Genomic DNA, 24762 nt, shown 5'->3' with positions numbered 1-24762 from the left:
TACATATAGAAATCTCGTGTGAGAAATCTTTGTTGGAGGTACTTGCTTATGCTCACCATCAGTGACCTGATTGCAGTAGTTGCACTTTGTGCAACGTTCTTTAGTCTTGGTTACATGTTTGGCAAGCATGATGCCAAGACACAAAAATAACCGCCCATTGTCCCCCACAGACTGAGCGGTTATTCACGTAACTAATCATTAGTTGGGGCTAACCGTCTACCGGTAGCGCCTTTCTATTAACATATTATCATTACCGCCCATTGTCGTCAAACTGAATACTTCTATTCTAATCCAAGCATTTCCCTGATAAGATTCCTGTTGGACACCGGAGTATCCGCAAGGTCTGCCGGTATGGTCAGCTCAATTGCGACATGAATTCGCTCTTTACCGCGGCGGGCACTGTCTGCTTTCGTCACGTATGCACGAGCATCCACCTTTGGGTCTTCCAGAAGCGGAAGCACAACATAGTAAAGTTCATCCTCATCGAAGGTTATGCTGCCAAGCACTTTACCCGAGACGATCTCGCGAACGATGGCCCTGTCTTCCTGTAAAAAGATATCGAGAAGTTCCCCGGGGTGTATTCTGAATGCGCCGCTACCGAATGCGCCACCACCGGTGGCATCTGACTTGATGAATCCGCTGAACGAATACACCTCTTCCCCGCCGTTTCTCTCATCTTCAGCGACACCATTGCCACCTTCGTCCGCGCCTGCTTCGCCGGCGGCGTTTCCTTCCCCGCCAGCTCTTTTCCCCAGCTTCCTAGCTGCGTCAGCGGGAAGAACGTACTCCTGCATCATGAGATGGAAAACATTCTTAACCCTATTCGGATCCATGGCCGCGCCGGTGTCAGCCATGGCGTCGCTATCCGCCATCACTTCCCTGCAGGCCTCGAGAACGCTCTTTGCAAAAAGAGAAAACTCCTCCATGTCCGGATCCCAGGCAAATCTTCCTCTGGCCATCTTCGAAGGCGGAAGCGCCTCGTCGTAAATCCTGAACTGCACAAAAATGTTCCGCTCCGCAAAAGCCTCTTTATTCTCAAAGGCGTCCCAGGTGAACTCATAGGTCTCGTAGACGGGCATCCCCTCGGATTCCCTGATCTTGTTGTAGGCCTCGATGACAAGCCGGATCATCTCGTCGTCTTTGGGATCTCTTTTCCCGGTGGGGTCCGAGTCCGGGTGGTACATGATCAGGAGCTTCTTGTACTTCGCCCTGATCTCTCTGTCGGTATTCTCTTTGGATACGCCGAGTATCCTGTATGCTTCCTTAAGTGTCACGCTTTAATCCCATTTCCGGAGAAAACTTCGTCCCATTCCTTTTTGTATTCGTCGGCACTTACGCAGAACGCGCTCTTGAGAAACGGGTAATATTCCTGCGTCGTGACGATCCGCGAGCCCTTCTGCTTATTGCACTTCTTGCACAGGGGAAGAAGGTTCCTCTCGTCGTCCTCGCCGCCCCTGTATTTAGGTACACAATGCTCGATAGTCACTTTTTCAAAAGAGATTTCTTTGCCGCAGCGGGCACAGACTCCCCCTGTCTTCTCCGCGATGATCCGCTTAATAGCCGCTTTCTTGCGTTTTTGTCCCCTCATATGTCACCCCCATAGCTTGCCTTTCTCCGGGCGCAATCAGCCCGGTGTCCCCGGCGCAACCAGCCGAAAACCCTAAGCACAACCTGCCCGGCGGCCCCGGCGCAATCTCTCAAAACGCCCTTACGTAGCCTACTTCCGTGTACACCATCCCGTGCCTGCCCCGCTCCGACTTCATCAGGGATATCCCGTTCACCCTCGCGGGCTCACTCTCCTGAAACTCCGGCAGAAAAGCCTTATCCCTGGTGCACTCGGCCCTCCGGATCAGCGTCACATGGGGCAGGAACTTTTTCCGGTCAAAAGAGATCTCTTCATCCACAAGAGCCCCTCTCAGGCGCTTCACATAGTCCCTAAGGTTTTCATTCTCCTCGAAGTCCGCAAAAAACATATCTTTAAAAGGCCGATATCCGCTGAGCTTAAGTGAGAATGACCTCAGTGGAACGCTCTTCATCACTTCCACGATCTGCTCCGGATCATCATTCTCACCAATAAAAGCCAGGGTCATGTGGAGGTTCTCCCTGGGCGTGTAGCTGCCCTTAACCCCGCTGCGCCTAAGGTCATCCTGAATCTCCTCGAGGGAATCCAGCATATTTTCATCAAAACAAATGGCAATGAAAAGTCTCATAGGGTATACCTCATCTTTTAAAAACTCAACGTGCTCAAATTTACACCTGCTGCAAATTTCTCGTACATATCTATTTTTCTTTTATACATCTCAAGAATACCCCCCTTGGGGCTCGTTCTGTTTTGAAGCGGCAAAAGAGCTATGTTCTCCCTTTTACCCAGCTTGGTTATATTTCCATCTTGTCCAATCTGAAGCATCATCACTTCTTCATTTTTTCGCATCAGGGTAAACATTGCCATATCAATCATCACCACCTAACAGTTCATTTTCATATTCATTCTCCAGTGACATCCAGGCGTAGTCCGACACAAAGCCGCTTGGTACATCCTTCTGCTTATCCAACTTCTTGATTCTTCTTACACCATCAACAATGTAATCAATTTCGTAATGACCATCACTGGACAAAAGAAGCCTGCCAGAAATACCATACTCATCACTGTGCGTAGTTTCAATAAAAATTTCTCCTCTGTCACGATAGATGGCTTCCGTTATAGCTCTGTTTACAAATTCACCCATTGTCTCGCCAACAGATTCAGCATGCGCTTTGATGAAATCCAGATTCCCTTTATCTGTGCGTACTCTGATCTGATCTGTGGAATTAACATATCTTCGTGTAGCTTCTTTTTGTGCCTCAGTATAAATTGCTCCCATATCATTGTCCTCACGTTAAAATATAGATACACTATATTTGCAATTATAGTGTATCTATATGTACTCAAGAAGTCAACTTTACAATTCCAAACCTAAAAGGCTGCCACATTTCTGTGACAGCCTTGGATAGATGTATATTTACTTCGCAAACTTTTTTCCAAACTCTTTTGCAGCTTCAATTCTGCCGTCGATGTTGAGCATGTGGGCGTAGAAATAGTCGTCGCGCACCGTAATGCCCTTGCCTCTGAGAATCTTCTTCAGGGCCAGCACCGTTCTCCTGGACCAATTCGAAGTTGTAAAAAGAACTATCTCTGAAACCGCATTGGGATCAAGCGCCTCTGCGTATTCCTTGAGCTCGGGTGCCATGATATTAGCGTAGGGAGCCCCTCCCAGGAAAAGGATGTCCGCCTTTGCGGTAAGCTTTGGCTCGTCCGCTATGCTCACAGCCTTCACTCCGATGCCATCAGCTATGGCTTCTGCAATCCTTCTCGTGTTTCCGAATTTTGTTTTGGAACAGTATCTTACTTCAATGTTCATTGTTATTCCTTTCAGTTTGCTTTGCATTTATGACCTGATGCGGCTTCGAAATTGTACCTTACAATTCCCAGGTCCAGTTTGGTAAGCGGGCCAAAGTTTGCCTTTATGACCGCCTCTTCCCCTTTAAGATCTATGAAAAATTTCTGCTGGTTCATGGCTGTGGGTGCAAGAAGTGCAGCTTCCACGCCTTCCTTAAACCATGAAGGCATATCTTTTTCGGAAACTCCGCAGAGTTTCGATAGCTCTTTTGACCTGTGGCTGGTTCCGTTGGTGGCGCCGTAACCTATGGAGATTACGCAAACTATCTTCTCGCCGGAATCCACGTGAGCCTTGCATTTGCCCTTGCCGTAGGTTCCCGCAACCCAGCAGGTGTTGAGACCAAGCATCTGAGCCTCGAGGACTATCTTCTCGCCGTAGTACCCGGCAAGCTCATCCAGGTCTTTTAACTTCTTGGAACCAACCAGGGCGATATAGTTGTTGACCCCGGTGAAATTGCCGTAGTGGCCGAGCAGGGTGTCAAAGCACTCGGGATCGTCGGTGATCAGCTGAATGTTGAGGCCGCTCTCCCTGTTGCATTCCTGAATGAGGGTCTCGAGGGATGTCCTGACGTCGCCCATGATATGGTCCGGGGTGTACTGCCTGACGCTGTGTCTTTCTCTAATTGCTTCCTTAATGTCCATCGCAGCCTCCTTATTTGATGATGTAGGCGTCAACTATTTCGCCGACATACATGGTGTGGAAGTCTCTGTTGGCCATGGGATAGGTTCCGTCCACGTCCGCGGGATAGGTCTTTTCCCTGATGTCTTCGGGAATCTTTGACAGATCCTGGTCCTGCGCATACAGAACTTTGCATTCGATAGTCAGAGGGTACTGCTTAACGCCGGGAGTCTTGATGGTCTGCCCATCCTCCAGCTTAAGGCCTGCCTCTTTTACCTTGTCGATATTAAAGCCTGACTGCCATCCGCAGATCTTGTTGATGGTAGGATCGGGGTTCTCGAGGGGAACGCTGATGGTAAACTCCCCTGCCTTATCAAGCTGCCCCTTGGTGAATCTGCCCTGGCGGACATATACGTGGAAAGTGGGCTTATTCCAGAGGGTTCCGAGGTGTCCCCAACCTATGACCATTGAATTGAACTTGTCGGCGCAGGTGTTTAACAGGATTCCCTTGGGAAGTGCCTTGGTTATCAGGTTTGCGTAATCAGTTATGTTTACTTTTTCTTTCATTGGGTGTGGCCTCCTTGGGGTGGGTTTCCTTCTGTCTCGTGAATTGATTTTGAACAATATGATTGTATCATAAACGCATTTCAATTCAAGGGGGCGTTTTATGTGTGATCGTGCGAAGAGCATGTGAATTGAGCTCTTCCGACGCAAAGCATTTTGTATGCGGGTTGCGTCGGTACTTGCATGCTAGTCGGTAATGTCCGACGCAAAGTACTCTACATGCTCGTTGCGTCGGTCAAATAGCCCCAAAACTTGACGTCATATCGATAAATAGCCTGTTTGAGCGCACAGTTGTCGGGATAGCTGTAAACGGTAAAATAAATTCCATAGCCAGCGGCATTTAAATTTCCATAGTTTCGGCATTTTATTTTCCATAGATCATGCTTCCAAAGATATACTTTTCTTTGGAGGTGAAGAAAGGTGAAAAGTTGGATGATCTATGAAAAAATTCAAGAACTGAAACGTCACAAACTAAACAAATCTCAGACCAGTAAAAAACTTGGAATTGACTTCAAGACAGTCAACAAGTACTGGGACATGCCACCCGATGACTTTGCTATTGCCAGACAGAATGCCGGATGCAGGCGCAAGAAGGCTGACATCTACAAAGACTACGTTGTCGAATGCCTTCAGAAATATCCGGATATGACAGCAGCTCAGATCTATGACTGGATCAAAGAGCAGACCGGTAAGAAGGATCTGGAGTTTCAGGAGCGAGCTTTCAGAAACTATGTTGTATCCATCCGAGAAGAATACGGGATTAAAAAGCCTGAACATTCCAGACAGTATGAGGCAACAGAGGATCCCCCATTTGGAAAACAGGCTCAGGTGGACATGGGCGAGATCATTCTGGAGACGGTTTCCGGTCGGAGTAAGAAGGTCTACTGCTTTGGAATGGTGCTCTCCAACTCTCGTCAGAAGTATGCTTTATGGAGAGAACGTCCATGGACAACAAGAAGCTTTATCGAGGCACATATCAAGGCGTTTGAATTCTTTGGCGGAAGAACTCAGGAAATCGTTTATGACCAGGATAAGGTGCTTGCAGTCAGCGAGAACCATGGGGATATCATCTACACAGACGAATTCCAGATATTTAAAGAAACAATCGGATTTGACGTATTCCTGTGCCATGGTGCGGATCCGGAAAGCAAGGGACGTATCGAGAACATTATGTCCATATAATGGTGTAAATTGAAAATTAAATATAAAAGAGCCATGAATGCTCTCTCCTGATTTAAAATGTTAAGTGACCAAACAAAACAGTATAAAGGAGGCAAGTAATCATCATGGCTCAAGTAAATATTACATTAAACCATGAGGAATTGGTAGCATTATTAGGAGGAGACCGAGAAGAAGCGTTCAAGCATCTTGTCGAGAAAATCCTCAATGAGGCTCTATTAGCGGAATCCACAGCCCAACTGGGAGCTGAAAAGTACGAAAGGTCTGATAACAGGACTGACCAGCGCAACGGTACAAGAGAACGTGAACTAACCACCAAGATAGGCACTATCGTCCTGGAAGTACCGCGCCACCGATTATCACCCTTTCACACCACTCTTTTTGAAACATACCAGCGTAGTGAAACAGCCTTGCTCAATACCATGGCAGAAATGGTCATCATGGGCGTTTCTACGCGTAAGGTGAGTAATGTTATCGAAATGATATGTGGCAAGGAATACTCCAAGTCCACTATATCAGAGGTGTGTAAGCGACTTGATCCAGAGATCAAAGAGTTTCAAAACCATGATCTGAGTGTTCATGATTATCCTTTTATCATGGTGGATGCCACATATTTTAAAGTACGTGAAAATCATAGGGTTGTTTCAAAAGCTTTATTCATAGCAGTAGGTCTTACAACTGATGGCAAGAAAGAAGTCCTATACTTCAATGTATATGATGGCGAAACTAACGATACATGGCTTGACTTCTTCAGCCACCTGAAAGCCAATGGTCTTAAGGATCCACTTATGCTCACTTCTGACGCCCATAAATCCATTCGATACGCAGCGTTCAAAGTGTTTCCTAATACACCGTGGCAGCGTTGTCAGTTTCACTTCACTAAAAACATCCTTGACGCAGCCCCAAACTCACAGAGACCCGGGCTTGAAATAGAGTTAAGGCAAATGTTCCTGGCTAAGACCCTTACTGCTGCAAGAAAAAAGCGCGATGACATCCTGTCAGACTACTCTGATGTTGCTCCAAAGGCGATGGAACTGCTTGACAACGGATTTGAAGATGCCATGACGGTATATATGTTGCCAGAGAATACATGGCGCCACCTGCGTACATCAAACACAATAGAAAGGCTTAATAGAGAGTTAAAACGCCGTTCCGATGTTATACAAATATTTCCGAATGAAGCTTCATTATTACGTCTCATGGGCTCGGTGCTTATAGACCAGAATGATATCCTACTAATGAAACGTACAAGTTTTGGCCGGAAAGCTTATGAAAGCATATCTAATGAAACCCGTATCAAACTCAAAACCCTGGCCTTTGAACAGCAAAAGATTATGGCCGCATAACAGCTGCTCAAAGATCTGGAGCCCGAGGTAATAAAGTAGCCACCCTGCCAGCGGCAGGGCTTGTCCTTGATGCCCATAAATCAGAATGCTAAGCTGAGAAAACCGATGGTGATGCATATCAGCTGCTCATGAGTCTATCGCCGTCGGTGATTGACATACAGCGTTCTGATTTATGGGTGTCAAGGATGGCGGACACAGCCACAACATTTATATCAGGAATCAATTTACACCACATATAGGACTTGACCATCGAGAACGTAGTAAAGTACTTAAAATACGGTTTTGCTGAACACAGGATATTTAAGGATATAGACAGTTTTAACGAAGACTGTATCGCCTGGCTTGAAAGAACCGGAAATGCCAAGGTTCATGAGACAACAAAAAAGATACCGGCAGAAGTGTTCGCCCTCGAAAAGGAATACCTCATACCAGTATCTGAGTACAGTTTTGAAAAACCTGTCAACGAAAGTATAACCTATCAGGTCCGCAAAGACAACGTGGTCCTTTTCCATAGACGGCGTAAATTTACTGTAGGATTCGAAAGGGTAGATTGCCCCTGTGATCAGTTCAGATGTTCAAACCTTACTCATTATAGCGCCTGGTTGGAGGACAGTTCAAGGCTGTCATTCTAATCCTTGGTCTGTAGTCAAGCAGATCAAGGATAGGTGTGCGCTCTGGCGCACTTTATTCAAAGGCAGAGGCGTCAGCCTCTGGCTTCCTTTTAGAACAGTTTCCAGATGTAGTTATGCATTCCGATGCTCATCCACTTCTTCAGCTCTGAACTAAGCTCTACCTGTATGCTATCGACATACTTTCCCCACGCCGGATGGGAATACTGTTTTTCTCTTACATGCGCTACTACAGTCTCTACTTCTTCTGCCCCAGCAGCCTTAGGCATTACTGTCTTCTGGTAACGCACAAGTTCCAGCATATCCCTTTTGTTCCATGTATAGGCACTGAGTCTTGCCATCTTATCAGCGCCTTTTCGACTCCAGCCCATTGGAGTCATGCTCATTCTTTTTGACAGGACATGACTGACATGACCTTCAGTACTACATCCAGGAATCCTCCTGTATCTAAGCCTTGTCTTGGCTGCAGACCAGTTATCAAGTATATAATCAGCGCCTTCTTGCACACGTTTCATTTCCTTGTCGTTTGAGGCATGATATTCAAGCATATCTACCACAGACAGGAAATCTTCCTTACTTCCATCCTTGATCATTTCACAGAGAAGCTTTCTGGCATCATCAGCACTATCCATCAAATGGTTTGTCATCTTTATCAGGTATTTTTTGAGGTGGAACTCGTCCATCACATATGTGATGCCACTTATCCTTTTTCCCCCAGCCTTAATCCAGGCTCCACCATCTGCTCCTAGGTATATCCTCTTTATGCTGCTTATGTCATAGTTGTTGTCAATATATGTGTAGACTTCATCCCAGAGTTCACTGTTTGCTTTGCCTTCATAAGAACCACAGAAGAAATGGGCATTAACAAGGTGATGTCTTGTACTCTTGGGAGCATCCTTTTCAATGCCCTCATGAACATAGATAAGCTTGTTTATCATTCCATTGAGTTTTCTTCCATACTGGTTGACCTGGAGATCCCCCTTTTCCTTCTGGAACTGAAGCGACACATGATCTTCATCAGCCTCTATATACAGATACTCAACCTTGCGTTTTCTGCCTCTTCTTTTCTGTTCCTTGGGGAACTCGAGAGCATGTATCTTATCCTTTACAGTCTCTTTGCTGACCTCATCAAGGATGCTTGCTGCTTGTCCACCTTTACGATAAGAGGTCTGAACGCTCTCTGATAAGAGCTGTGCTATGGCATCTTCTGACATCCTTTCATGAGGGTCAAATGAAAGCATGTCATCCAGTAGATATCTGCGTTCTCCAGTCACCTTGTTCTTAAACAGTGTCTTGGAAAACATAACCTTTCCAATTGAGGTGATAAGAGACTTCTCGTCAGTCCTTACCACTTCCCATCTTTCCTTTCTCACAGGACTGTCTTTTAATATCTGGTTGCAGGTTGTAAGGGTTTCAGAAATGTAATCCAACGCCATCTGAAGCGCTTCATTCCTGACCTTGTATATGAAACCTGCAAAGTCTCTCGGATCCTCTGAAAAATCTTTTGATGCCTTCTGAAGATTTGGTACTCCATTCTCAATAAAATGCTGTATACTATTTAACACAAGGGGACTCCTCCGTTTGGTTATTTTGGCTTGGACACCGTAAATAACTATATCACGAAGGAAATCCCCTTTTTCAATTAATCCTACAAAAACTTTACGCTAGCTTTTCCATAGCAACCGATACCGCGTACCTAAAGGAACTTATTCCAAAGGCAAGAAGGTATACATGATCACAGAAGGTGGAGAAGTGTCCATTGTTGATGCGTCGACCGGAGAGATATATGCAACACACCCGATATCCGCAGGGAAAGGCGAGCTCATAGGCTCAACCACAAATGACTACCGTGAGAAAAGCCAGTCTTTAAAGGAACTTGAAGCAGATGTTCTGTCGAGGTTCATGGACAGTGAGTCTGCCAGTGAATTCTTTGAGAAGCTGTATCACCAGAAACGCCGGTACTATCGAGACCAGCTTCAGATAGTAAAGAGGCTCTTTACAGAATACGATGGACAATTCATAAACCGTGCCCTTTCGTATTGCCTTGAAAGAAACATTTACTCCGCTGTTGAACTTAAATCAGCTACTGCATATCTGTTCAGTTTTGAAGCGGACAAGAACAAAACAGAAAAACCAGGAAAGGTACAGCTGCCAGAGAAGTACAGAGGCGGCAGCCCTGAAATACGCGATCTAAGGATATATGAGGATGCGATGAAGGGAGGTGCCATGAATGGATAAGATACAGACCTTAAAGACTTCTGCCAGAAGCCTTGGGCTGATACATACAAGAGATGCCCTTGATGAGGTGATCCATACAGCTGAAACTGAACAGCACAGTTATCTGGATTTCCTTACATATGTCTTTGACGGAGAGATACTTTACCGCCAAAACAAAGCAAGGGACAAGCGCATAAAGGAGGCAGGATTTCCCTATCCCAAATATCTCAAGGACTTTGATCTGACCTTTTGTAAAGTCATAAGTAAAAAGCAGTTCAAGCAGCTCACAGAGCTTACCTGGATAGATGGGCTATACAACTTAATACTTTCCGGTCCACCCGGAGTTGGCAAGACACATCTTGCGATAGGGCTTGGATATCAGGCATGTGAAGACGGCTATAAGGTCAGCTATACAACCATGCAGTCACTGATAAAGGTCCTTCGTACTGAAGAAATCGACAGACATGCTGGAGTCAAGCTAAGAAGGATACGTTCATCAAATCTTCTGATAATAGACGAGGTCGGATATCTTCCCATCTCTGCAACTGAAGGGAATCTGTTCTTCCAGCTGATATCAGAGCTTCAGGAACGTACCTCGATAGTCATTACTACCAATAAGGGGTTTGAAGAATGGACCGAGTTTCTCGGAGATGCAGCACTTGCTACTGCCATTCTGGACAGGCTTTCATATCAGTGCGACAAGATCCCTATGAATGGTAAGAGCTACAGACTTGAGAACAGGAAATCATTTTTAAATGAAACCGGAAAGGATAAGTGAATATATGAGAAAAGAACCAGAATACCAGGCTATGCTTGAAGAAGAACTCAAAGAATATCTGAAAGACACAAAAATGACACCCAAAGAGCGTAAAGCTCTGCGTGAATGGGTGGCGGCAGGTCACAGCGTTCACGAGAACAATGCCATGGCTGTGTGCGAAGGCGGATATCCAATAGATTTCCTCGACATATACCGTGAAGAGGAAGAACTGAGACAGGTAACAAAGGATATGAGCTCTGAAGATGCCAGAAAGTATATGATGGATTATTACGGATACAGTGATGACTCCAGAAATCATGCCTCAGAGCCTTTGGACGATATCGACTTTTCCAAGTTAAAAGGCAGGGATCTTGACTTCATTTTTGGTAATTAAGCAACAAGGGCTGCCGTTTACGCGGCAGCCCAAGAATAAAGACAAGTATGGAAAATAAAATGCCGCTGGCTATGGAATCTTAAATGCCGCGGATTCGGGAAAATTAAATGCCGAAATTTCGGGAAAAGTACTTGCCGGTTACAATAGCGTTTTCGACCCACACTTTCTGCATGTTATTTCGTTAAAGTCACCGACGCAACGCCCCATCGCAGACATTTGCGTCGGAACCACCTGGTGGAAATCATCGAAATCTTGTAAGTCCGCCGCAAATACCCAGTTGCACAATCTGCAGATCAGTCTGTATCAGCCACGGTTATGTATAAAACTCAAATTCGCATTATTCTATCCTGCAGCCCAAATCTAAAATAGGCAAAAAAATTACTGTATGAATTGGAAATCGCAATCCATACAGTAATAATTCTCCTCCAATAAACTCATCAATAGATTACTTCACAAAAAAGAAAAGCCTCCACCCCAGTGCAAACCTTAAACTCCGGGAATATACGCCGCAAGCACAGCCAGCAGCACCGCGGGCAGCATGTTCGCCACCCTAAGCCTCTTACCCCACACAAGGTTAATCCCCACGCAGAATATCAGTATCGATCCCACCAGAGACAGAAATCCTACAGCAGTATCCGTCATCAGGGGCGAGATCAGCTTCGCGATCAGCGTTATCGAGCCCTCAAACACAGCTATTGGAATCGCGGAAAAGACACATCCCTTTCCCATAGACGACGCCATAACTGCAATGATGATAAGGTCCAGTACGGACTTAACCGCAAGAGTTGAGTAATCTCCCAAAACTCCGTCCTGAATTGCCCCGACAATCGCCATGGCTCCTATGCATACTGTAAGTGAAGCCGTAACAAAAGCATCCACAAACATCTTATCCTTGCTGTTGCCGGTCTTTACCTTAAGCCACTCTCCAAATCTCTCGAAGCCTCTTTCAATCCTGAGGAGCTCTCCGATCAAAGTTCCGATGGCCAGAGTAAGAACCACCAGCATTGCCTTCCCGCTCACAAGGCCATCGCCCTCTATGGAAAGCATTCCCTGCATCGCTCCGGCTATGGCAATGAACAGTACGCTGATTCCGCAGGTTTTGGTAATTGAGTCCTGCTGCTCTTCGGTAAAAAGATTCCCCACAAAGCGCCCCAACAGGCCGCCTGCCAGGATACACACAACGTTGATTATCGTTCCAAGCCCTATCATTTTCCTGCCCCTTCAGCCTTTAAGTAATCTGCAATCTCCTGAATATCTTCTGATAGGAGCACTTTCTCGAAATACTCTTTTCTTCCGAATTCCGCATTAAGCACGTTGTCCAGCACTGCCTTCAGCGGCCGGTAGTAGCCGTCGGTATCGTAAAGAACGATCGGGCCACCAATTATTCCAAGACTTGAAAGAGACATCACTTCAGTAATCTCATCCAGGGTCCCGATTCCTCCGGGGAGAGCGATAAAAGCATCCGCCAGCTCGATCATCTTGGACTTGCGCTCCGCCATTGACTTCGTCTCTATGAGCTCAGTAAGGCCCGTGTGTTTCCTTGCCTGGATAATGGCAACGTCAGGAATGACGCCGATAACTTTGCCTCCGGCTTCGATGACCGCATTGGACACCGCACCCATGAGGCCTTTGCTGGCTCCTCCATATACAAGTGTATGGCCATTCTCACCTATCCACCTTCCCAGCTCTTTGGCCGACCGGATAAATCGTGGATTATTGCCGCTACTTGAACCGCAGTAAACTGCTATATTCATCTTGAATCCCCCGTCATGAAGCCTGTTCTAAGGCCATCTCAGAATTGATGAGATCCTCATTTGCAGCCATTGCCTGAAGTGTCATGGTAAGAAGCTTGTCCAGTTCCCAGCCAAGCTGCTCAGCGCCGCGCTCGATAACTTCTCTTGAACAGCCCGCCGCAAAGCCCTTGCTCTTGTACTTCTTCTTGAGGGACTTAAGCTCCATGTCCTTGGTGCTCTTTGAAGGTCTCATAAGAGCTGCTGCCCAGATCAGGCCGGTAAGCTCATCCGCAGCAAAAAGAACCTTCTCCATCTCGTGAGTCGGCTCCACATCTATAGTCTTGCCGCATCCCACAGTGATCCCGTAGCCATGGGAACATACGGAGTGGATGATATCATCGCCAACTCCGCCTTCCTTAAGAAGCTCCGGCGCCTTAAGGCAATGCTCCTCGGGATACAGCTCAAAATCAATGTCATGCAAAAGGCCCACGATTCCCCAGTGCTCAGCTTCTTCCCCATAGCCAAGCTCCTGTGCATACCACTTCATGACAGCCTCAACAGTCAGTGAATGCTGGATGTGAAACGGGTCCTTGTTGTACTTCTTCAGCAGCTCGAATGCTTCATCTCTTGTGATCATTTTTTCTCCTCCCAACAAAAAATCCTTTAATACACTTCCTTGTCCTTGCGCTTGTTCACCGTTGGATTTCCGGCGTTTATCCTCCCGTAGCAGGGACAGGTCTCATCGTGGTCATTTATTATCCCGCAGGCCTGAAGATGTGAGTAGATGGTCACTTCCCCCACGTACTTAAAGCGCGCTTTTTAAGATCCTTACTAATAGTCTTGGAAAGCCCGCACTGCATGCACTCCAGCATCAGGTGTTCAAACATCTTCCTGTCGTCATGCACGGGAACTCCCCACTCGTTGTCGTGATAGATCTTGTTCCTCTCGTTAAAATCAGCCCAGCCGCAAAAGCCCATCGTCAGATTCTCCTTGTCCATTCCTTTTAGGGAAAAGAGCCGGCGGCTCCCCCAAAAGTGTCCCAAAAGTGTCATAAGCCTCACGCTTCCTCCAGGTACCTGACCTTTTTGCCATGGGCAATGGCATAATCAATCTCCGACCTTGTGCTGTCGCCGATATAACCGTCCTTGTTGATCACGAAGATCTCGTCGGACATGTCTATCTTGCGCTTGTGTATGTCGTCCAGCATCTCCTTAGTTTTGGTCATGGTTCCTTCGTCCATGTTTTCCCAGACTTCGGAATCCCCGGAGTGGCCGAACAGCCCAACGCTGATGACTATATTACCTTCCAGTGTCAGCTTCTTTTGCATCTCCATGAACTGGTCTTTAAAGCGTGTGCTTCCGCACAGTGTTATTACAGGGTAGTTTCCTTGCATGGCTTGGTCCTTTACTTGTCAGTATATTCAGGTCTGAATGCGATGGCATCATCACTTCAGCAGTTTAGAAAACTCCAGAGCCTTTCCGATATCCCCATCAACCTTAAGCTTGCCGATGGTAAAAGCAGCAACAGGATCAAGCTTCCCGCTGATGAGCTTGTTGAAATCATCAGACTTCATGCTGATCGCGCAGTTCCTGTCATGATAGTCATAGGGCTCAACATTTACCTTGTGGTCCTTGACCTCAACGTAGAACACTCCCGGGTCGCAGTCGGTAAGGTTTACCTGCACCGCAAGGAAATCAACGCCTGAAACATCGGCAGTTTCTGCCATTTTGCGCACCTTGGATAAAACTGTTTCAAACTTCATGGGGTACCTCCTTTGGAATTCTCATTAGTCACAATCAAATATCGCCTTGCTCTCGAGCCTGTCACCGTAAGTCGCCTTCCACTGTCTGTGAACCTCAGACGCATCAAATGCCTCCAGCCCCTCAGGCGACAGATCCATCTCTATCATGATGCTGTATCTGTTGTCCCTTGTGCTGTTTGACTTATGGATGGTCACGTTCTCAACGCCATCAAGGTCCAGCGTCTTTTGGAAAAGAGCCGTGATCTCCGGAAGGAGTTTTTCGGTATCAGCTCGGTCTTTGAACTTTGCAATGATGTAATGTTTCACTTCTTTGGCCTCGCTTCGCAAAATGCTTTTTTACATAATAATACCTAATGGGGGATAAAGGAAGAGCTCTCTTCCGGGGGAAGAGAGCTCGGGAAATAATTCATATTTAATTAGTATGCTTCCAACATCTTCTGTGCACACCTCGTAGTTACCTCGATGTAATACTTGGAATCCTCAGTAGACATACTGTTCGAATCGTACTGATCTATCTTTTCTGCAAAATCAGAATACTTCTGCATCATTTCGCCATACTCGCCCAACATGGAAACCATATTATTGGGATCGGAGTTATACTTCTTCATAAACTCAACATACTGATCCACAAATTCTTCGTAACTATCCAAAAAAGCTTTCAGATCAGGATCAACACCGCCTGTCTGCTCTTTCTCCTGTGGCTGATCCTCCTGACTCACTTCAGTTGCTTCCTCTACTTTTTCAGTCGAAGCTGCCTTGTCTTCATTAACAATTGTGGACTCTTCCGTTTCACTCTTACTATCAACAGTGACGGCTGATTTTTCTTCCTCAGCAATCAACTCTTCCTCATTTGTTGTGGAGCTTGAAGCATACTCTTCAGGCGGCATTGTAAACAATCCATACTTCTTTGCCTGGCTAACACCAGCAAAAAGACAGAATACTGCAAGTATAAGTGCAATAAACGTAAAGCCCTTGAGCTTGTACTTCCTTTTTAAGCAGAAGACAGCTCCTGCGATAATTCCTGCTGATAGGATAATCGTCAGAATAGCCGGATCTGAGCTAAAATCTAACACAGCAAGAATCAGGAGAATGATTCCAAAGAATTTTCCAAACTTATCCAAACCTGATGGTTGTGGCTCCTGAACAGGAGGCTGCGGAGTATAAGTAGTCTGAGGAAAAGGTACCTGTTCTCTGCTTTGCTGTTGTACATTTTGCGTTTCCACAATTCTATCAGGTGTAACACTACTTCCCACCGGTGTTCCACAATTAGGACAGAACTTTGTTCCATCCGGCACTTCATTTCCACAATTCATACAAAAAGCCATAATAAGCTCCTCTCTTTCTCTTATTTACTATGATAGGTTATGAGAATGTTTGCATTCTTAGGGAAAATATCTCCCTCCTCAAATTCTCCATTTCCATTGATTGTTATAGTTTCAACCTGACCATTCCTTCTCTGGTTAAAAAGGCCAATATCTCCCAACGGTAGTAAATTAACATTGGTAAAGCCGGCACTTCTAAATATCATTGCCACGCTATTATAGTTTTTCCCCAAACAATACAGCATCTGCGCTGTGATAGTCGCATCATTGGGGCTGACATATTTGGACCTTTTCTTTTTCCTGTCATCACTCTTTATGTAAGTGAACATCGCAATATATGCTCCAATCATTATTCCACACATACCTCCGACAGGAGCAAATATGCAAATGATAGCTCCGATAAGTACAAATGCTAATGCTACACCATAAGCAATCAATGTAGTTTTTCTTCCCCGGTTATTCTCTTTTTCCTCAAGTTCCAGTTCACGAAGCCTCAGGATACGCTCTGTCTCAGCTTCTTTTATCCTGGCTTCATCAATATTTCGATAAATATGCTCATTATCGTTGTGGACCATGACCTTGGCTCCGCAATAAGAGCAGAAAGCAAATTCCCTTGAATCATCTATTGATAGCTCAGCCCCGCAATCCGGGCATTTAACGGATACAAAGTGAATTGCCATATCCTCACCTCTCTTCTTTCTCTCCCGGTCGTATTACCTTGTAGCCATATGACTCAAGGGCTGCAATTACTTCAGGAGTAATGTTCACGTTAAAATCTGCGTTTTTCATACCTTCCCGTTCAATGATCCTATGAAGATCGTCTACGGAAACATCCATCACTTCTGCAATTCTTCGAAGATTATCTCTATCCGGCAGGCCACCATCAGTCTCCCACTTAGCTATTGCTGATTTCGATACTCCTACCTTATCTGCCAGTTCTTCCTGTGTCAGTCTCATATGTTTTCTTCTTGTTGAAATATACTGTCCTAAGCTCATTCGTGCCCCCATTAAAGCAGTCTCCTATTTTATGGTAAGTACTGTATTTTCCCTTATCAAATTACTTTTTGTTTACGCTGCGTAAGCTTGTACCGGATTCCTGTAAATACCTTATCAATTTGGGCAAAGAAAAATCCCCACCAAAATGGTGGGGAAATCATTGTCTGTTCATTCTTCAGTTGTAAGTTTCTTGAGCCCCTGCTTAATCAGCATCTCATCTATCTCATACATATCAAAAATACGGTTGTTTACAGCAACTATTATGCATGCATCTCTGGGATCCTTTGCATACAGTTCGCTGAATCCATACAGCTTCAGCGCTCTGTTAGTCTCATCCCAATTAAAGTGTCCTGCCAGACAAAGTCTGATGATCAGATCCCTGTCCTTAGTGTGTTTTTCCATGGTAATTATCTTGCTGCCATAAGATTCAGTGACTCCGGCAAAAGAATAAACATCTTTAAGCTTGATGTTCTTCTCATCCAGGACATCCTTCATATAGTAATAAAAAGCCTTCTTCTCGTCAGCCATGTACTTGCTGTTATCCTTAAGATATGAATCAAGTTGATCCGGCTTCATGTTTTCAAGAAGATCATTTAGTTCGTTTGTAGATTTCTTTTGCAACGCTATTTCCCCATAATTTCTAAAAGTGCATCGTGCAACTCTTTTGCTGTATATCTGTCTTCAGCATTAAGGCTGATGCAGCGCTCGATTATATTCCATAGTTCGCCGGTTACACGTTTTTCCTTAGGAAAACAGCCGGTAACCATAACATTAAGAAGCATTCCAAGCGCATAAATATCTGCTTTAGCCGATGAAGCGGTCAAACCATAACCAACCTGTTCAGGAGCCGCATAGTACTGGGTTCCCATGTACTGCGTATCATCTGTCTTTTCTGGGTCGTACCATTTTGCTACGTTCATATCCAAAAGATTAACTTCGCTGTCGATGGTAATAATGATGTTGGATGGCTTTACATCTCTATGGATAATTGGCGTTGGAAGATTATGCAGCTCATCCAGAATATCGCAGATATACAGAGCTACAATAACAGCCTTCTCTTCAGATAATGGACCTTTCTCAAGAATGTGCTCAAGATTCTGACCAATAATGAACTCCTCAATAACAATAAGGCAGTTGCTACTCTCAAAGATATTGATAATACGAGGCATCCGCTCAATAGGATGCTCCATGAGATAAGAATACACACTCTTGTTGTATATAGTGAGAAGTTTCTTTATGTAGCGTTTACCTGTTTCTCGATGCCTTACAAGAATAATGTTAGCTTTCCCTTCGATAGCCTCTTCTTCCTGATACATTGACAGTTCCAAAGCATCAGCATCGGACAAGCCTCTGTATGGATTGTTCTTGTCCGCCTGGAATTCATCCTCGGAAGCGTATAATTCGCTTACATCAATCTTATTGACATGATTACATTTAGTACACTTCCATTCACCGCAATCTTCTGAGAAGCCAGGCTGTTCATTCATAACAGCTCCACATTCATCGCAGATCCAAACAAGGTCACCTTCTACTTCAGGATTTATAAGCATCTGGCCACAGCCTTTGCATTCCCAGTATTTAAGAGATTGGGAATAGCCTTTCTGTAGAGTGAGGTTGGCATAACAATGAGGGCAGTACTCATAATAATTATCCTGTGACTTTTCAGAAATATCTCTATATTTAAATCTATTTAGCATTCCATAAAACAATCCCATATCATACCTAATTATCCAAATGCAGATTTAAAAAAATCTTCGTTACGCAGTAATATTGGGATATATCGCTTTAATATCTCATAGTATTTGTACTCACAAGTCTTCATCTTGCTATAAGTTTGAGCCGGTTTGTCATTTAGTGAACCCAAAGATCTTGCCTCATTCGCAATAGAATTAATCTCCCCAATCATAGTATTGTAATTACTTGAGCTTTTCTGTTGTTCAAACAATATTTCCAAATGTTTGTTAATCTCATATATCAAATCTGGATTACTATCATTAGGATTACTAACAACAAATGGTATAGCTGTTTGGGATCCAAAGATCTTATCAGCCTGCTCACTATTTCCAGACGCATAATCAATATCTATTCCTGGCTGCACATTATAACAATAAACGTTAAAGCAAACTCCTTTTCCTGCATCCTCTACTGAAAATGCTTCCATCTGCACACCCGATGCGATTAGATTGTCACCTTTATAAATAGGTGTTACTCTGTAAACAACGTGATTGCTTGTTTCCTCAATATAGTTAGCCACCCTATCTTCGAAGATCCCCATTGTGTCATTTAAATATCTAGTACCAGTAATCAGATTATGCAGATTATCAATGCCACAAAAGCGTCGCGCAATAACGTGACATCTATTATAAACGTCGCCTGCACTCACCAAATCAGGATACCGCTTGTTTTTCCATCCAGTAGGATCAGGCAAATTGGGACGAGCTCCTATAAAATTCATGCTTTCCTTGCCTATCGTAGCACAAGCTCCTACACAACGCCTAAGGCTATCTAATTCATTGAGCTGTAGAATTTCTTCCGTACCAGTTTTCTGAGCAACAGAGAACTGGGGCTTATTTCCATTCAAACTCACATAAGCCTGTCCACTAAAAGCATCTACAGATTTTCCCTTTATGTTTACCTCTGTATCATCCGGATCATCTGACAAATAGTCTGATAGGATGTGAGAATAATATAGAAATGCTGCAAAGCTATTACATTTCCCAGACTCACTACCAAATAAGTTATTCAATGCGCCAAAATCGAATACTTTATTAACCGTATTTTGTAGTATTCTCTTTCTATTGGAACGGATTTTTTTGTTTGCAGCATAATCATACTCCCAACTGATATGTGAACAATCATTTAGAGCATTACTATTAATATTTATATCGCTTATATCTGGCACTCTACTTACTTTAGTTAACTTTAAAAAATCAATCTTCTCCTGACCCTGATTATCAGACTGTTCGCAGCATAAATACAGTGCATTCAGTAGCATTTTCACTTTATCGTTTGCATTATAGCTAGCAGCTTCATCCCCAAACAAAATCTCTGTAACATGATTATTGCACTGATTTTCGTCACAAGCATATACTGTAGACGTGCAAACAACCATCAAAATGACTGCTAAAGATAGAGCCCAAAATCTTCTCATGTTATTATTTCCTTTCAAAAGAAACACCATTTATTACAAATGCTTTCTTGACAGGAACTACATCATAAGAAAAAACAATGGTATCATTCGGTGATTCTGCAACTGGGATAACTGTAATTGTGATTTTGTCTCCTGCTTGGTATTTATGTGCCTTCCCTTTTTTGCTCTTAAATGTAACAGTATATGCTGAATAATCTGATTTTTTTGACCTATCTACGTTACTGATTTCCCAATCATCCAGTTTTTCCTTACTATTTCCATTAACCGTAACACTAACTTGAGATTTATCACAAATACACGTTACCGGAATCATAAATTCAGCTCCATCAAAAAATACTTCTACATCTTCAGCCTTTATCGGAGGAACATTACTTGTATAACGGAACTTGTTATCTAATACTTTTGTCAGGAAAAGATCACTACCACCCTCGTGCAAAAGACTATCTATTTTATTCTTTTCTTTTTGATCAATACCTATCTCTTTAGCGATTGCAAACAACATATCGCAATTTAAATACAATGCTTCACTTACAGGAGGAACCGCTACTTTACGCTCCTCTTTAATTAGTTTATTATACTGTTTTACTTCTTCTTTTTTCCTCTTATTGGCGCCTTTGTCTGCTTTTGCCTCAACAATTGGAGATGTATAAGAATTATTAAGTGTTTTCTGCTCATCCAATAATACTGTGACATTGTAATATGCTCTGTCATAAGCATTTTTTAAATCTGCCTGATCCTTTGTCTGAGCATATAAATCCAAATATATCTGAGCTGTAAAATACCTCAAAGCCCAATCTCCATCTTTAGTATTATCTACTATCGCCTTACAATACTTTCTAGCTATATCAATGTACTCTTTTTTCGCTTTTGTTTCCTTAGCAGCAATTATCGCCATAGGAAGGGTTTTTGCATAATCATCATCTTTTCGAGTTATTTTCGCATAGATTTCCTCATATTGATTAACCGCTTCTAAACATTTTTTATAATCATTTAAATCATAGTAATCTTTTGCTAGTTCCAACCAATAGGGACCAAATTTTTGGTACGTTTTCTCGTTTGCCACTAACCAATCTATTTTTTGAACCCGGTTAGTTTTTTTAGACCATTCTACAAAGGTCATAACATCAGTATCTCTTACAACATACTCATCCGGAAGATCATACTTACGCACCATGTTACACATATAATTAAATTGTGCAGTTGTACTCTTTTGTAACGCTTCTGTCTCAGCATCATCAAGCTCCCACCCCTCCTTAATAAACTGGAGTTCAGCCTGGTTTGTAGCCGCTTGGTAGCTCGTTGCCGAATCCACTGCCATATATACAACCGATGCCGCAGCCTTTAATATACTTCCGGATTGAACAGCGCTTAACAACCCCATGGGATTAGGGATTGCTTGTCTAAGAGCCTGTGCCTGGTTCTGCTCGTAAATAAACTGCAGCCTATTTCTTTTAACATCAACCATTCGATACTGATCTATTGTTCCCACTAATTGATTTATCTGAGCCTGTGTATCAGAATCTACTGCATTTAAATTGGTATCATTGTATAAGGAAGTTCTAGCAGACTCCAAGTATAGCTGATTTCCTTTTGATGTATTAATTTCTTGTGTAAGCACAGTCATATAGTTAAGCATATTTATAGATGTTAACTGCGTCGGAGTAAGCGAATTTTCCGCTTCTTCCTCTGCCTTCAAACGTTCTTCCTCAGCTTTCTTTGCCTCTGCCTCTGCTTTTAGCCGTTCTTCCTCTGCCTTCTTCGCCTCCTCCTCTGCCTTTTTTGCCTCTGCCTCCGCTTTTAGACGCTCTTCTTCTGCCTTTTTTGTCTCCTCCTCTGCCTTTATACGATCTTCTTCAGCCTTCTTGGCTTCTGCCTCTGCTTTAAGGCGTTCTTCTTCTGCCTTAGCTTCTTCCTCTGCCTTTTTGGCTTCTTCTTCAGCCTTTCTGGCTTCCTCCTCAGCCTTTTTGGCTTCCTCTTCGACCTTTTTAGCTTCCTCTTCAGCCTTTTTGGCTTCTTCCAAGTCTATACTCGAATCAGTTTCTAATGATTCCACAGATTCTTCTACTATATCCTCTGTCTTAACGCTTTCCTGAGAAGTTTCATTTCCACAGCCAACTAAAGTCGAATTCGCTATTGCTATAGAAAGAATTATTGACAATGCTTTGCAACCAATCTTCTTATTCATAAATTCTGCCCTCTAAAAGATTTTTGGTCCCCCAAAAACCATTTCTTAATGATGCATCTAACAACATCTATTATCAATACATATCTCATATATTTGAATCATTACCAAGTATTGCTCTTTACCTTTTTTGTGTTCTTAAGATCTTCGAGCGTAATGGTCCTATACTCTTCTACCGAAATGTTATTCAATATGGGATTAAGCCTATTCGCACGCATTTTTATAACTTTTTCAAAATAGTTCCTGACATCACGGCCATTAGCATAGTCGTCTGACCGATTCTCATATAAGTCAGTAAAATACTCCAAAAGATACTGTTTACAATCCTCCCCCAAAATTAGATTCTGACTACTGCAAAGGAGATAGAAGATTTCTCTTAGCTGTTCCGGTGTGTAATCTTCAAAACTTATGTACTGATTAAACCTAGATTTTAATCCGGGATTTGAACTTATAAACTCTTTCATCAGCTCAGGATAACCTGCAACAATAACAATAAAATCATCCCTATGATCTTCCATTGCTTTTAGGACAGTATCCACTGCTTCTTGCCCAAAATCGCCCTCTCCTTTTCCATGTGTAAGAGCATATGCTTCATCAATAAACAGAATTCCGCCCATAGCCTTATCGATAGCTTCCTGCGTCTTAATTGCAGTCTGGCCAACATAACCACCAACCAATCCGCCTCTATCTACTTCCACAAGCTGTCCTTGTGATAAAACTCCCAACGCCTTATAAATCTTAGACAGCAACCTTGCCACTGTTGTTTTTCCCGTTCCAGGATTCCCGTAAAATACAAGATGCAAAGAAAGCGGTATTTTCTTTTCTCCAAACTCTTCCCCCTTCTTCTGTAGTTTAATAAGGTTGATAATTTGTTCTACCTCTTCCTTTACACCATCAAGACCTATCAACGATTGTAGCTTTTCCAAAAGTTCATCTAATGACTCTTCTGACTCCGCAATATCTGTCGCTTCATCTGAAGAAATCTTTTCATCATTCCCATCATCATTCGGCGCAGTTTTCGACTTTCTAGAAATACATGATTCCACATTATCTTTGCCAACTTTACTATGAGGGACAGTTATATTACTTACCCTTTTAATAAAATCCATATACTTATCTTTATCTATATCTTTCTTATCAAACTTACTGAAAATGTAATACTTACCAAGGATTGTAAAAAACATGACTATATCACTGACACGGCCCCTTGATGCTTGTAGAGATTTGTTTGCGTTAGGACATTCTATATTCTCCTTTCTAGGAGTCCAATCGGTCTGTACGTAAATCTTACGAAAAGCTTCAAAGCGCTCCCATCCGTCATTCAAAGAAATATACATGATAAAGTCATAGATATCCTGAAGGAATTCCGTCAATTCAGTATTTCCCACAGCCTGCTTGGCTCTGTTATATGCATTCTTTACATCTATATCCATAACTACTTCCACCTTTTCATACTGCCAATGCCACCTGTTTCATGGTGTCCTGGTATATTCTAACCACATCAGGATTATCCAATGCTCCTTCAGTCTGCTCGAATGCCTCTTGCACACCTTCAGAAACAATTTTTCTAATATATTCTGTATACTCCTCCATCATATCTGAACTATCCAGAGTCTTAATCAATGTCTGATTATCCTCCACATCTTCTGCTAACTCTTTAACCTGATCGTAAAGTCCAATATAATAAACATCTGCTTCAATAGTGCTTAGATTAAGGTCAAATATGCCATGATCCTGAATTTTTCTGACAAACTCATCTGATGATATTCTTTCAAAAGCTGCCATCCAGTTCGTATGTGAAGAATGCCATACTTCGCCGTCCCCTATCGCTTCCTTGTTATTAAAATAATACAGTTCATCAAAGTATCTCAACGACACAGATAACATCGAGGCAAGAGAATAAATGGAAAGAATAATGCCATCTACATCTTCAGTCATATCCTGTAAAAACACATCAATTAGCATATTCAAAACATTATACTCATCATCGACCAATTTTCTCATCTGTTCCTCAGTGTAAAATTTCTGAGTTTTCCTTGCGTCAAGCATGTTAGAATGCTCTGACAGTACTTTGTTAAATTCATAATCAGTCTGTATCCCCTGACCTTTCTTAACAACACTCATAAGCTGATTAAGCTGCCCAGTCATCTTATCCAATTTGTTATACATAATCTTAAAACCTATGCACGTTGCGCATAGATTTGCCGCGCTCAAAATAAGTCCCAAATACTGAAGCTTGGTAAGATTGCCAACAGCTTTCAAAGTATTTTCTGCTATAGCATTATTCTTATTCATCAAGTTAACAGCATTACGTAAAAGCTCTCTTCCCTCACCCTGAGGTGCAATATTGAGAGCCACCTTCTGAAACTCCTTGAATTTTTTCTTTTTATTCCTTATTGCAATCTCCATAATTCCCTTATCATTAAGAAATTGCACTAACTCTTCTATAGAATTTATATTGAGTATCCCTGACAT

General features: G+C 43.2%; 30 protein-coding genes and 1 pseudogene. 6 read left to right on the top strand and 25 right to left on the bottom strand.

Annotation, left to right across the window (positions count from 1 at the left end):
- Positions 1–281: 281 nt before the first annotated feature.
- The 8 genes from T456_RS0108190 to T456_RS0108155 all read right to left on the bottom strand — a co-directional run bounded on the left by T456_RS0108190 (position 282) and on the right by T456_RS0108155 (position 4622).
- Positions 282–1274, bottom strand: a complete 993-nt coding sequence (locus T456_RS0108190) for a J domain-containing protein (RefSeq protein WP_024865710.1) — start codon at positions 1272–1274, stop codon at positions 282–284.
- Complete coding sequence (locus T456_RS21210) at positions 1271–1588, bottom strand: HNH endonuclease (RefSeq protein WP_024865709.1); 318 nt, start codon at positions 1586–1588, stop codon at positions 1271–1273. The genes T456_RS0108190 and T456_RS21210 overlap by 4 nt, the downstream gene beginning before the upstream one ends.
- A gap of 109 nt (positions 1589–1697) precedes the next feature.
- A complete protein-coding gene (gene thpR, locus T456_RS0108180) occupies positions 1698–2210 on the bottom strand; it encodes an RNA 2',3'-cyclic phosphodiesterase (RefSeq protein ID WP_024865708.1) in 513 nt (170 codons plus the stop codon).
- A 17-nt stretch (positions 2211–2227) separates the two neighbouring features.
- A complete protein-coding gene (locus T456_RS0108175) occupies positions 2228–2449 on the bottom strand; it encodes a hypothetical protein (protein WP_155838053.1) in 222 nt (73 codons plus the stop codon).
- Position 2450: 1 nt separating this feature from the next.
- The gene (locus T456_RS22780; protein WP_024865706.1) at positions 2451–2861 is read right to left on the bottom strand and encodes a hypothetical protein; all 411 of its coding nucleotides are present in this window, start codon (positions 2859–2861) and stop codon (positions 2451–2453) included.
- A 138-nt stretch (positions 2862–2999) separates the two neighbouring features.
- A complete protein-coding gene (locus T456_RS21205; RefSeq protein WP_024865705.1) occupies positions 3000–3398 on the bottom strand; it encodes a flavodoxin family protein in 399 nt (132 codons plus the stop codon).
- Positions 3399–3409: 11 nt separating this feature from the next.
- Positions 3410–4078 (bottom strand): nitroreductase family protein, encoded by a 669-nt coding sequence (locus tag T456_RS0108160; protein WP_024865704.1) that lies wholly within the window; start codon positions 4076–4078, stop codon positions 3410–3412.
- 10 nt (positions 4079–4088) lie between these two features.
- A complete protein-coding gene (locus tag T456_RS0108155; protein ID WP_024865703.1) occupies positions 4089–4622 on the bottom strand; it encodes a flavin reductase in 534 nt (177 codons plus the stop codon).
- Between the two features lie 417 nt (positions 4623–5039).
- Here T456_RS0108155 and T456_RS0108150 point away from each other — a divergent pair, with 417 nt between their 5' ends.
- From T456_RS0108150 to T456_RS0108140, 3 genes are all read left to right on the top strand, one after another.
- Positions 5040–5801, top strand: a complete 762-nt coding sequence (locus tag T456_RS0108150) for a DDE-type integrase/transposase/recombinase (RefSeq protein ID WP_207640364.1) — start codon at positions 5040–5042, stop codon at positions 5799–5801.
- A gap of 104 nt (positions 5802–5905) precedes the next feature.
- A complete protein-coding gene (locus T456_RS0108145) occupies positions 5906–7144 on the top strand; it encodes an IS256 family transposase (RefSeq protein WP_024864735.1) in 1239 nt (412 codons plus the stop codon).
- 242 nt (positions 7145–7386) lie between these two features.
- Complete coding sequence (locus T456_RS0108140) at positions 7387–7776, top strand: hypothetical protein (protein ID WP_024865701.1); 390 nt, start codon at positions 7387–7389, stop codon at positions 7774–7776.
- Between the two features lie 89 nt (positions 7777–7865).
- Here T456_RS0108140 and T456_RS0108135 read toward each other — a convergent pair whose 3' ends face one another.
- On the bottom strand, positions 7866–9338 hold the full coding sequence (locus T456_RS0108135) for an ISLre2 family transposase (protein ID WP_024864352.1): 1473 nt from the start codon (positions 9336–9338) through the stop codon (positions 7866–7868).
- A gap of 166 nt (positions 9339–9504) precedes the next feature.
- On the opposite strand from T456_RS0108135, the gene T456_RS0108130 reads away from it, so the two are divergent.
- From T456_RS0108130 to T456_RS0108120, 3 genes are read left to right on the top strand one after another with little or no spacing between them, the layout of a single operon-like run.
- Positions 9505–10011 carry a hypothetical protein gene (locus T456_RS0108130; protein WP_024865700.1) on the top strand — a complete coding sequence of 169 codons (507 nt, stop codon included), beginning with the start codon at positions 9505–9507 and terminating at the stop codon, positions 10009–10011.
- Positions 10004–10768: an IS21-like element helper ATPase IstB gene (gene istB, locus T456_RS0108125; protein WP_024865699.1), complete on the top strand. Its 765-nt coding sequence runs from the start codon at positions 10004–10006 to the stop codon at positions 10766–10768. Before T456_RS0108130 ends, istB begins: the two co-directional genes overlap by 8 nt.
- A 4-nt stretch (positions 10769–10772) precedes the next feature.
- Positions 10773–11141, top strand: coding sequence for a hypothetical protein (locus T456_RS0108120; protein ID WP_155838052.1), 369 nt, complete (start codon positions 10773–10775; stop codon positions 11139–11141).
- A gap of 486 nt (positions 11142–11627) precedes the next feature.
- Here T456_RS0108120 and T456_RS0108115 read toward each other — a convergent pair whose 3' ends face one another.
- The 16 genes and pseudogenes from T456_RS0108115 to T456_RS0108035 form a co-directional block, all read right to left on the bottom strand.
- Complete coding sequence (locus T456_RS0108115; protein ID WP_024865697.1) at positions 11628–12350, bottom strand: DUF554 domain-containing protein; 723 nt, start codon at positions 12348–12350, stop codon at positions 11628–11630.
- A complete protein-coding gene (locus tag T456_RS0108110) occupies positions 12347–12895 on the bottom strand; it encodes a TIGR00730 family Rossman fold protein (RefSeq protein ID WP_024865696.1) in 549 nt (182 codons plus the stop codon). The genes T456_RS0108115 and T456_RS0108110 overlap by 4 nt, the downstream gene beginning before the upstream one ends.
- A gap of 13 nt (positions 12896–12908) precedes the next feature.
- Positions 12909–13511, bottom strand: coding sequence for an HD domain-containing protein (locus T456_RS0108105; protein ID WP_024865695.1), 603 nt, complete (start codon positions 13509–13511; stop codon positions 12909–12911).
- A 26-nt stretch (positions 13512–13537) separates the two neighbouring features.
- Positions 13538–13851, bottom strand: a pseudogene (locus T456_RS24060) (DNA-3-methyladenine glycosylase I).
- 80 nt (positions 13852–13931) lie between these two features.
- A complete protein-coding gene (locus T456_RS0108090; RefSeq protein ID WP_024865693.1) occupies positions 13932–14267 on the bottom strand; it encodes a hypothetical protein in 336 nt (111 codons plus the stop codon).
- Between the two features lie 51 nt (positions 14268–14318).
- Positions 14319–14636 carry an SCP2 sterol-binding domain-containing protein gene (locus T456_RS0108085; RefSeq protein ID WP_024865692.1) on the bottom strand — a complete coding sequence of 106 codons (318 nt, stop codon included), beginning with the start codon at positions 14634–14636 and terminating at the stop codon, positions 14319–14321.
- Between the two features lie 24 nt (positions 14637–14660).
- Positions 14661–14942, bottom strand: coding sequence for a hypothetical protein (locus T456_RS0108080; protein ID WP_024865691.1), 282 nt, complete (start codon positions 14940–14942; stop codon positions 14661–14663).
- Positions 14943–15052: 110 nt separating this feature from the next.
- A complete protein-coding gene (locus tag T456_RS0108075) occupies positions 15053–15961 on the bottom strand; it encodes a DUF6591 domain-containing protein (protein WP_081749029.1) in 909 nt (302 codons plus the stop codon).
- A 20-nt stretch (positions 15962–15981) separates the two neighbouring features.
- A complete protein-coding gene (locus tag T456_RS0108070; protein WP_024865689.1) occupies positions 15982–16638 on the bottom strand; it encodes a zinc ribbon domain-containing protein in 657 nt (218 codons plus the stop codon).
- Positions 16639–16642: 4 nt separating this feature from the next.
- Positions 16643–16966, bottom strand: coding sequence for a helix-turn-helix domain-containing protein (locus tag T456_RS21195; protein WP_024865688.1), 324 nt, complete (start codon positions 16964–16966; stop codon positions 16643–16645).
- A 156-nt stretch (positions 16967–17122) separates the two neighbouring features.
- Positions 17123–17575, bottom strand: coding sequence for a hypothetical protein (locus T456_RS0108060; protein ID WP_024865687.1), 453 nt, complete (start codon positions 17573–17575; stop codon positions 17123–17125).
- A 2-nt stretch (positions 17576–17577) separates the two neighbouring features.
- Positions 17578–18441 (bottom strand): serine/threonine protein kinase, encoded by an 864-nt coding sequence (locus T456_RS19535; protein ID WP_197026869.1) that lies wholly within the window; start codon positions 18439–18441, stop codon positions 17578–17580.
- Positions 18442–18680: 239 nt separating this feature from the next.
- Complete coding sequence (locus T456_RS21190; RefSeq protein ID WP_024865685.1) at positions 18681–20105, bottom strand: DNA/RNA non-specific endonuclease; 1425 nt, start codon at positions 20103–20105, stop codon at positions 18681–18683.
- A gap of 4 nt (positions 20106–20109) precedes the next feature.
- A complete protein-coding gene (locus T456_RS22775) occupies positions 20110–22290 on the bottom strand; it encodes a hypothetical protein (protein ID WP_024865684.1) in 2181 nt (726 codons plus the stop codon).
- Positions 22291–22391: 101 nt separating this feature from the next.
- Entirely contained in the window at positions 22392–23720 is a 1329-nt protein-coding gene (locus tag T456_RS0108040; RefSeq protein WP_024865683.1) for an AAA family ATPase, read from the bottom strand.
- Positions 23721–23736: 16 nt separating this feature from the next.
- Positions 23737–24762 carry a hypothetical protein gene (locus T456_RS0108035; RefSeq protein WP_024865682.1) on the bottom strand — a complete coding sequence of 342 codons (1026 nt, stop codon included), beginning with the start codon at positions 24760–24762 and terminating at the stop codon, positions 23737–23739.

The sequence above is a fragment of the Butyrivibrio sp. FCS014 genome (assembly GCF_000526935.1).
In the GTDB taxonomy this organism is placed as follows: domain Bacteria; phylum Bacillota; class Clostridia; order Lachnospirales; family Lachnospiraceae; genus Butyrivibrio.
Note: the sequence above shows the minus strand (reverse complement) of the source record. Positions and strands in the feature narration are given on the sequence as shown.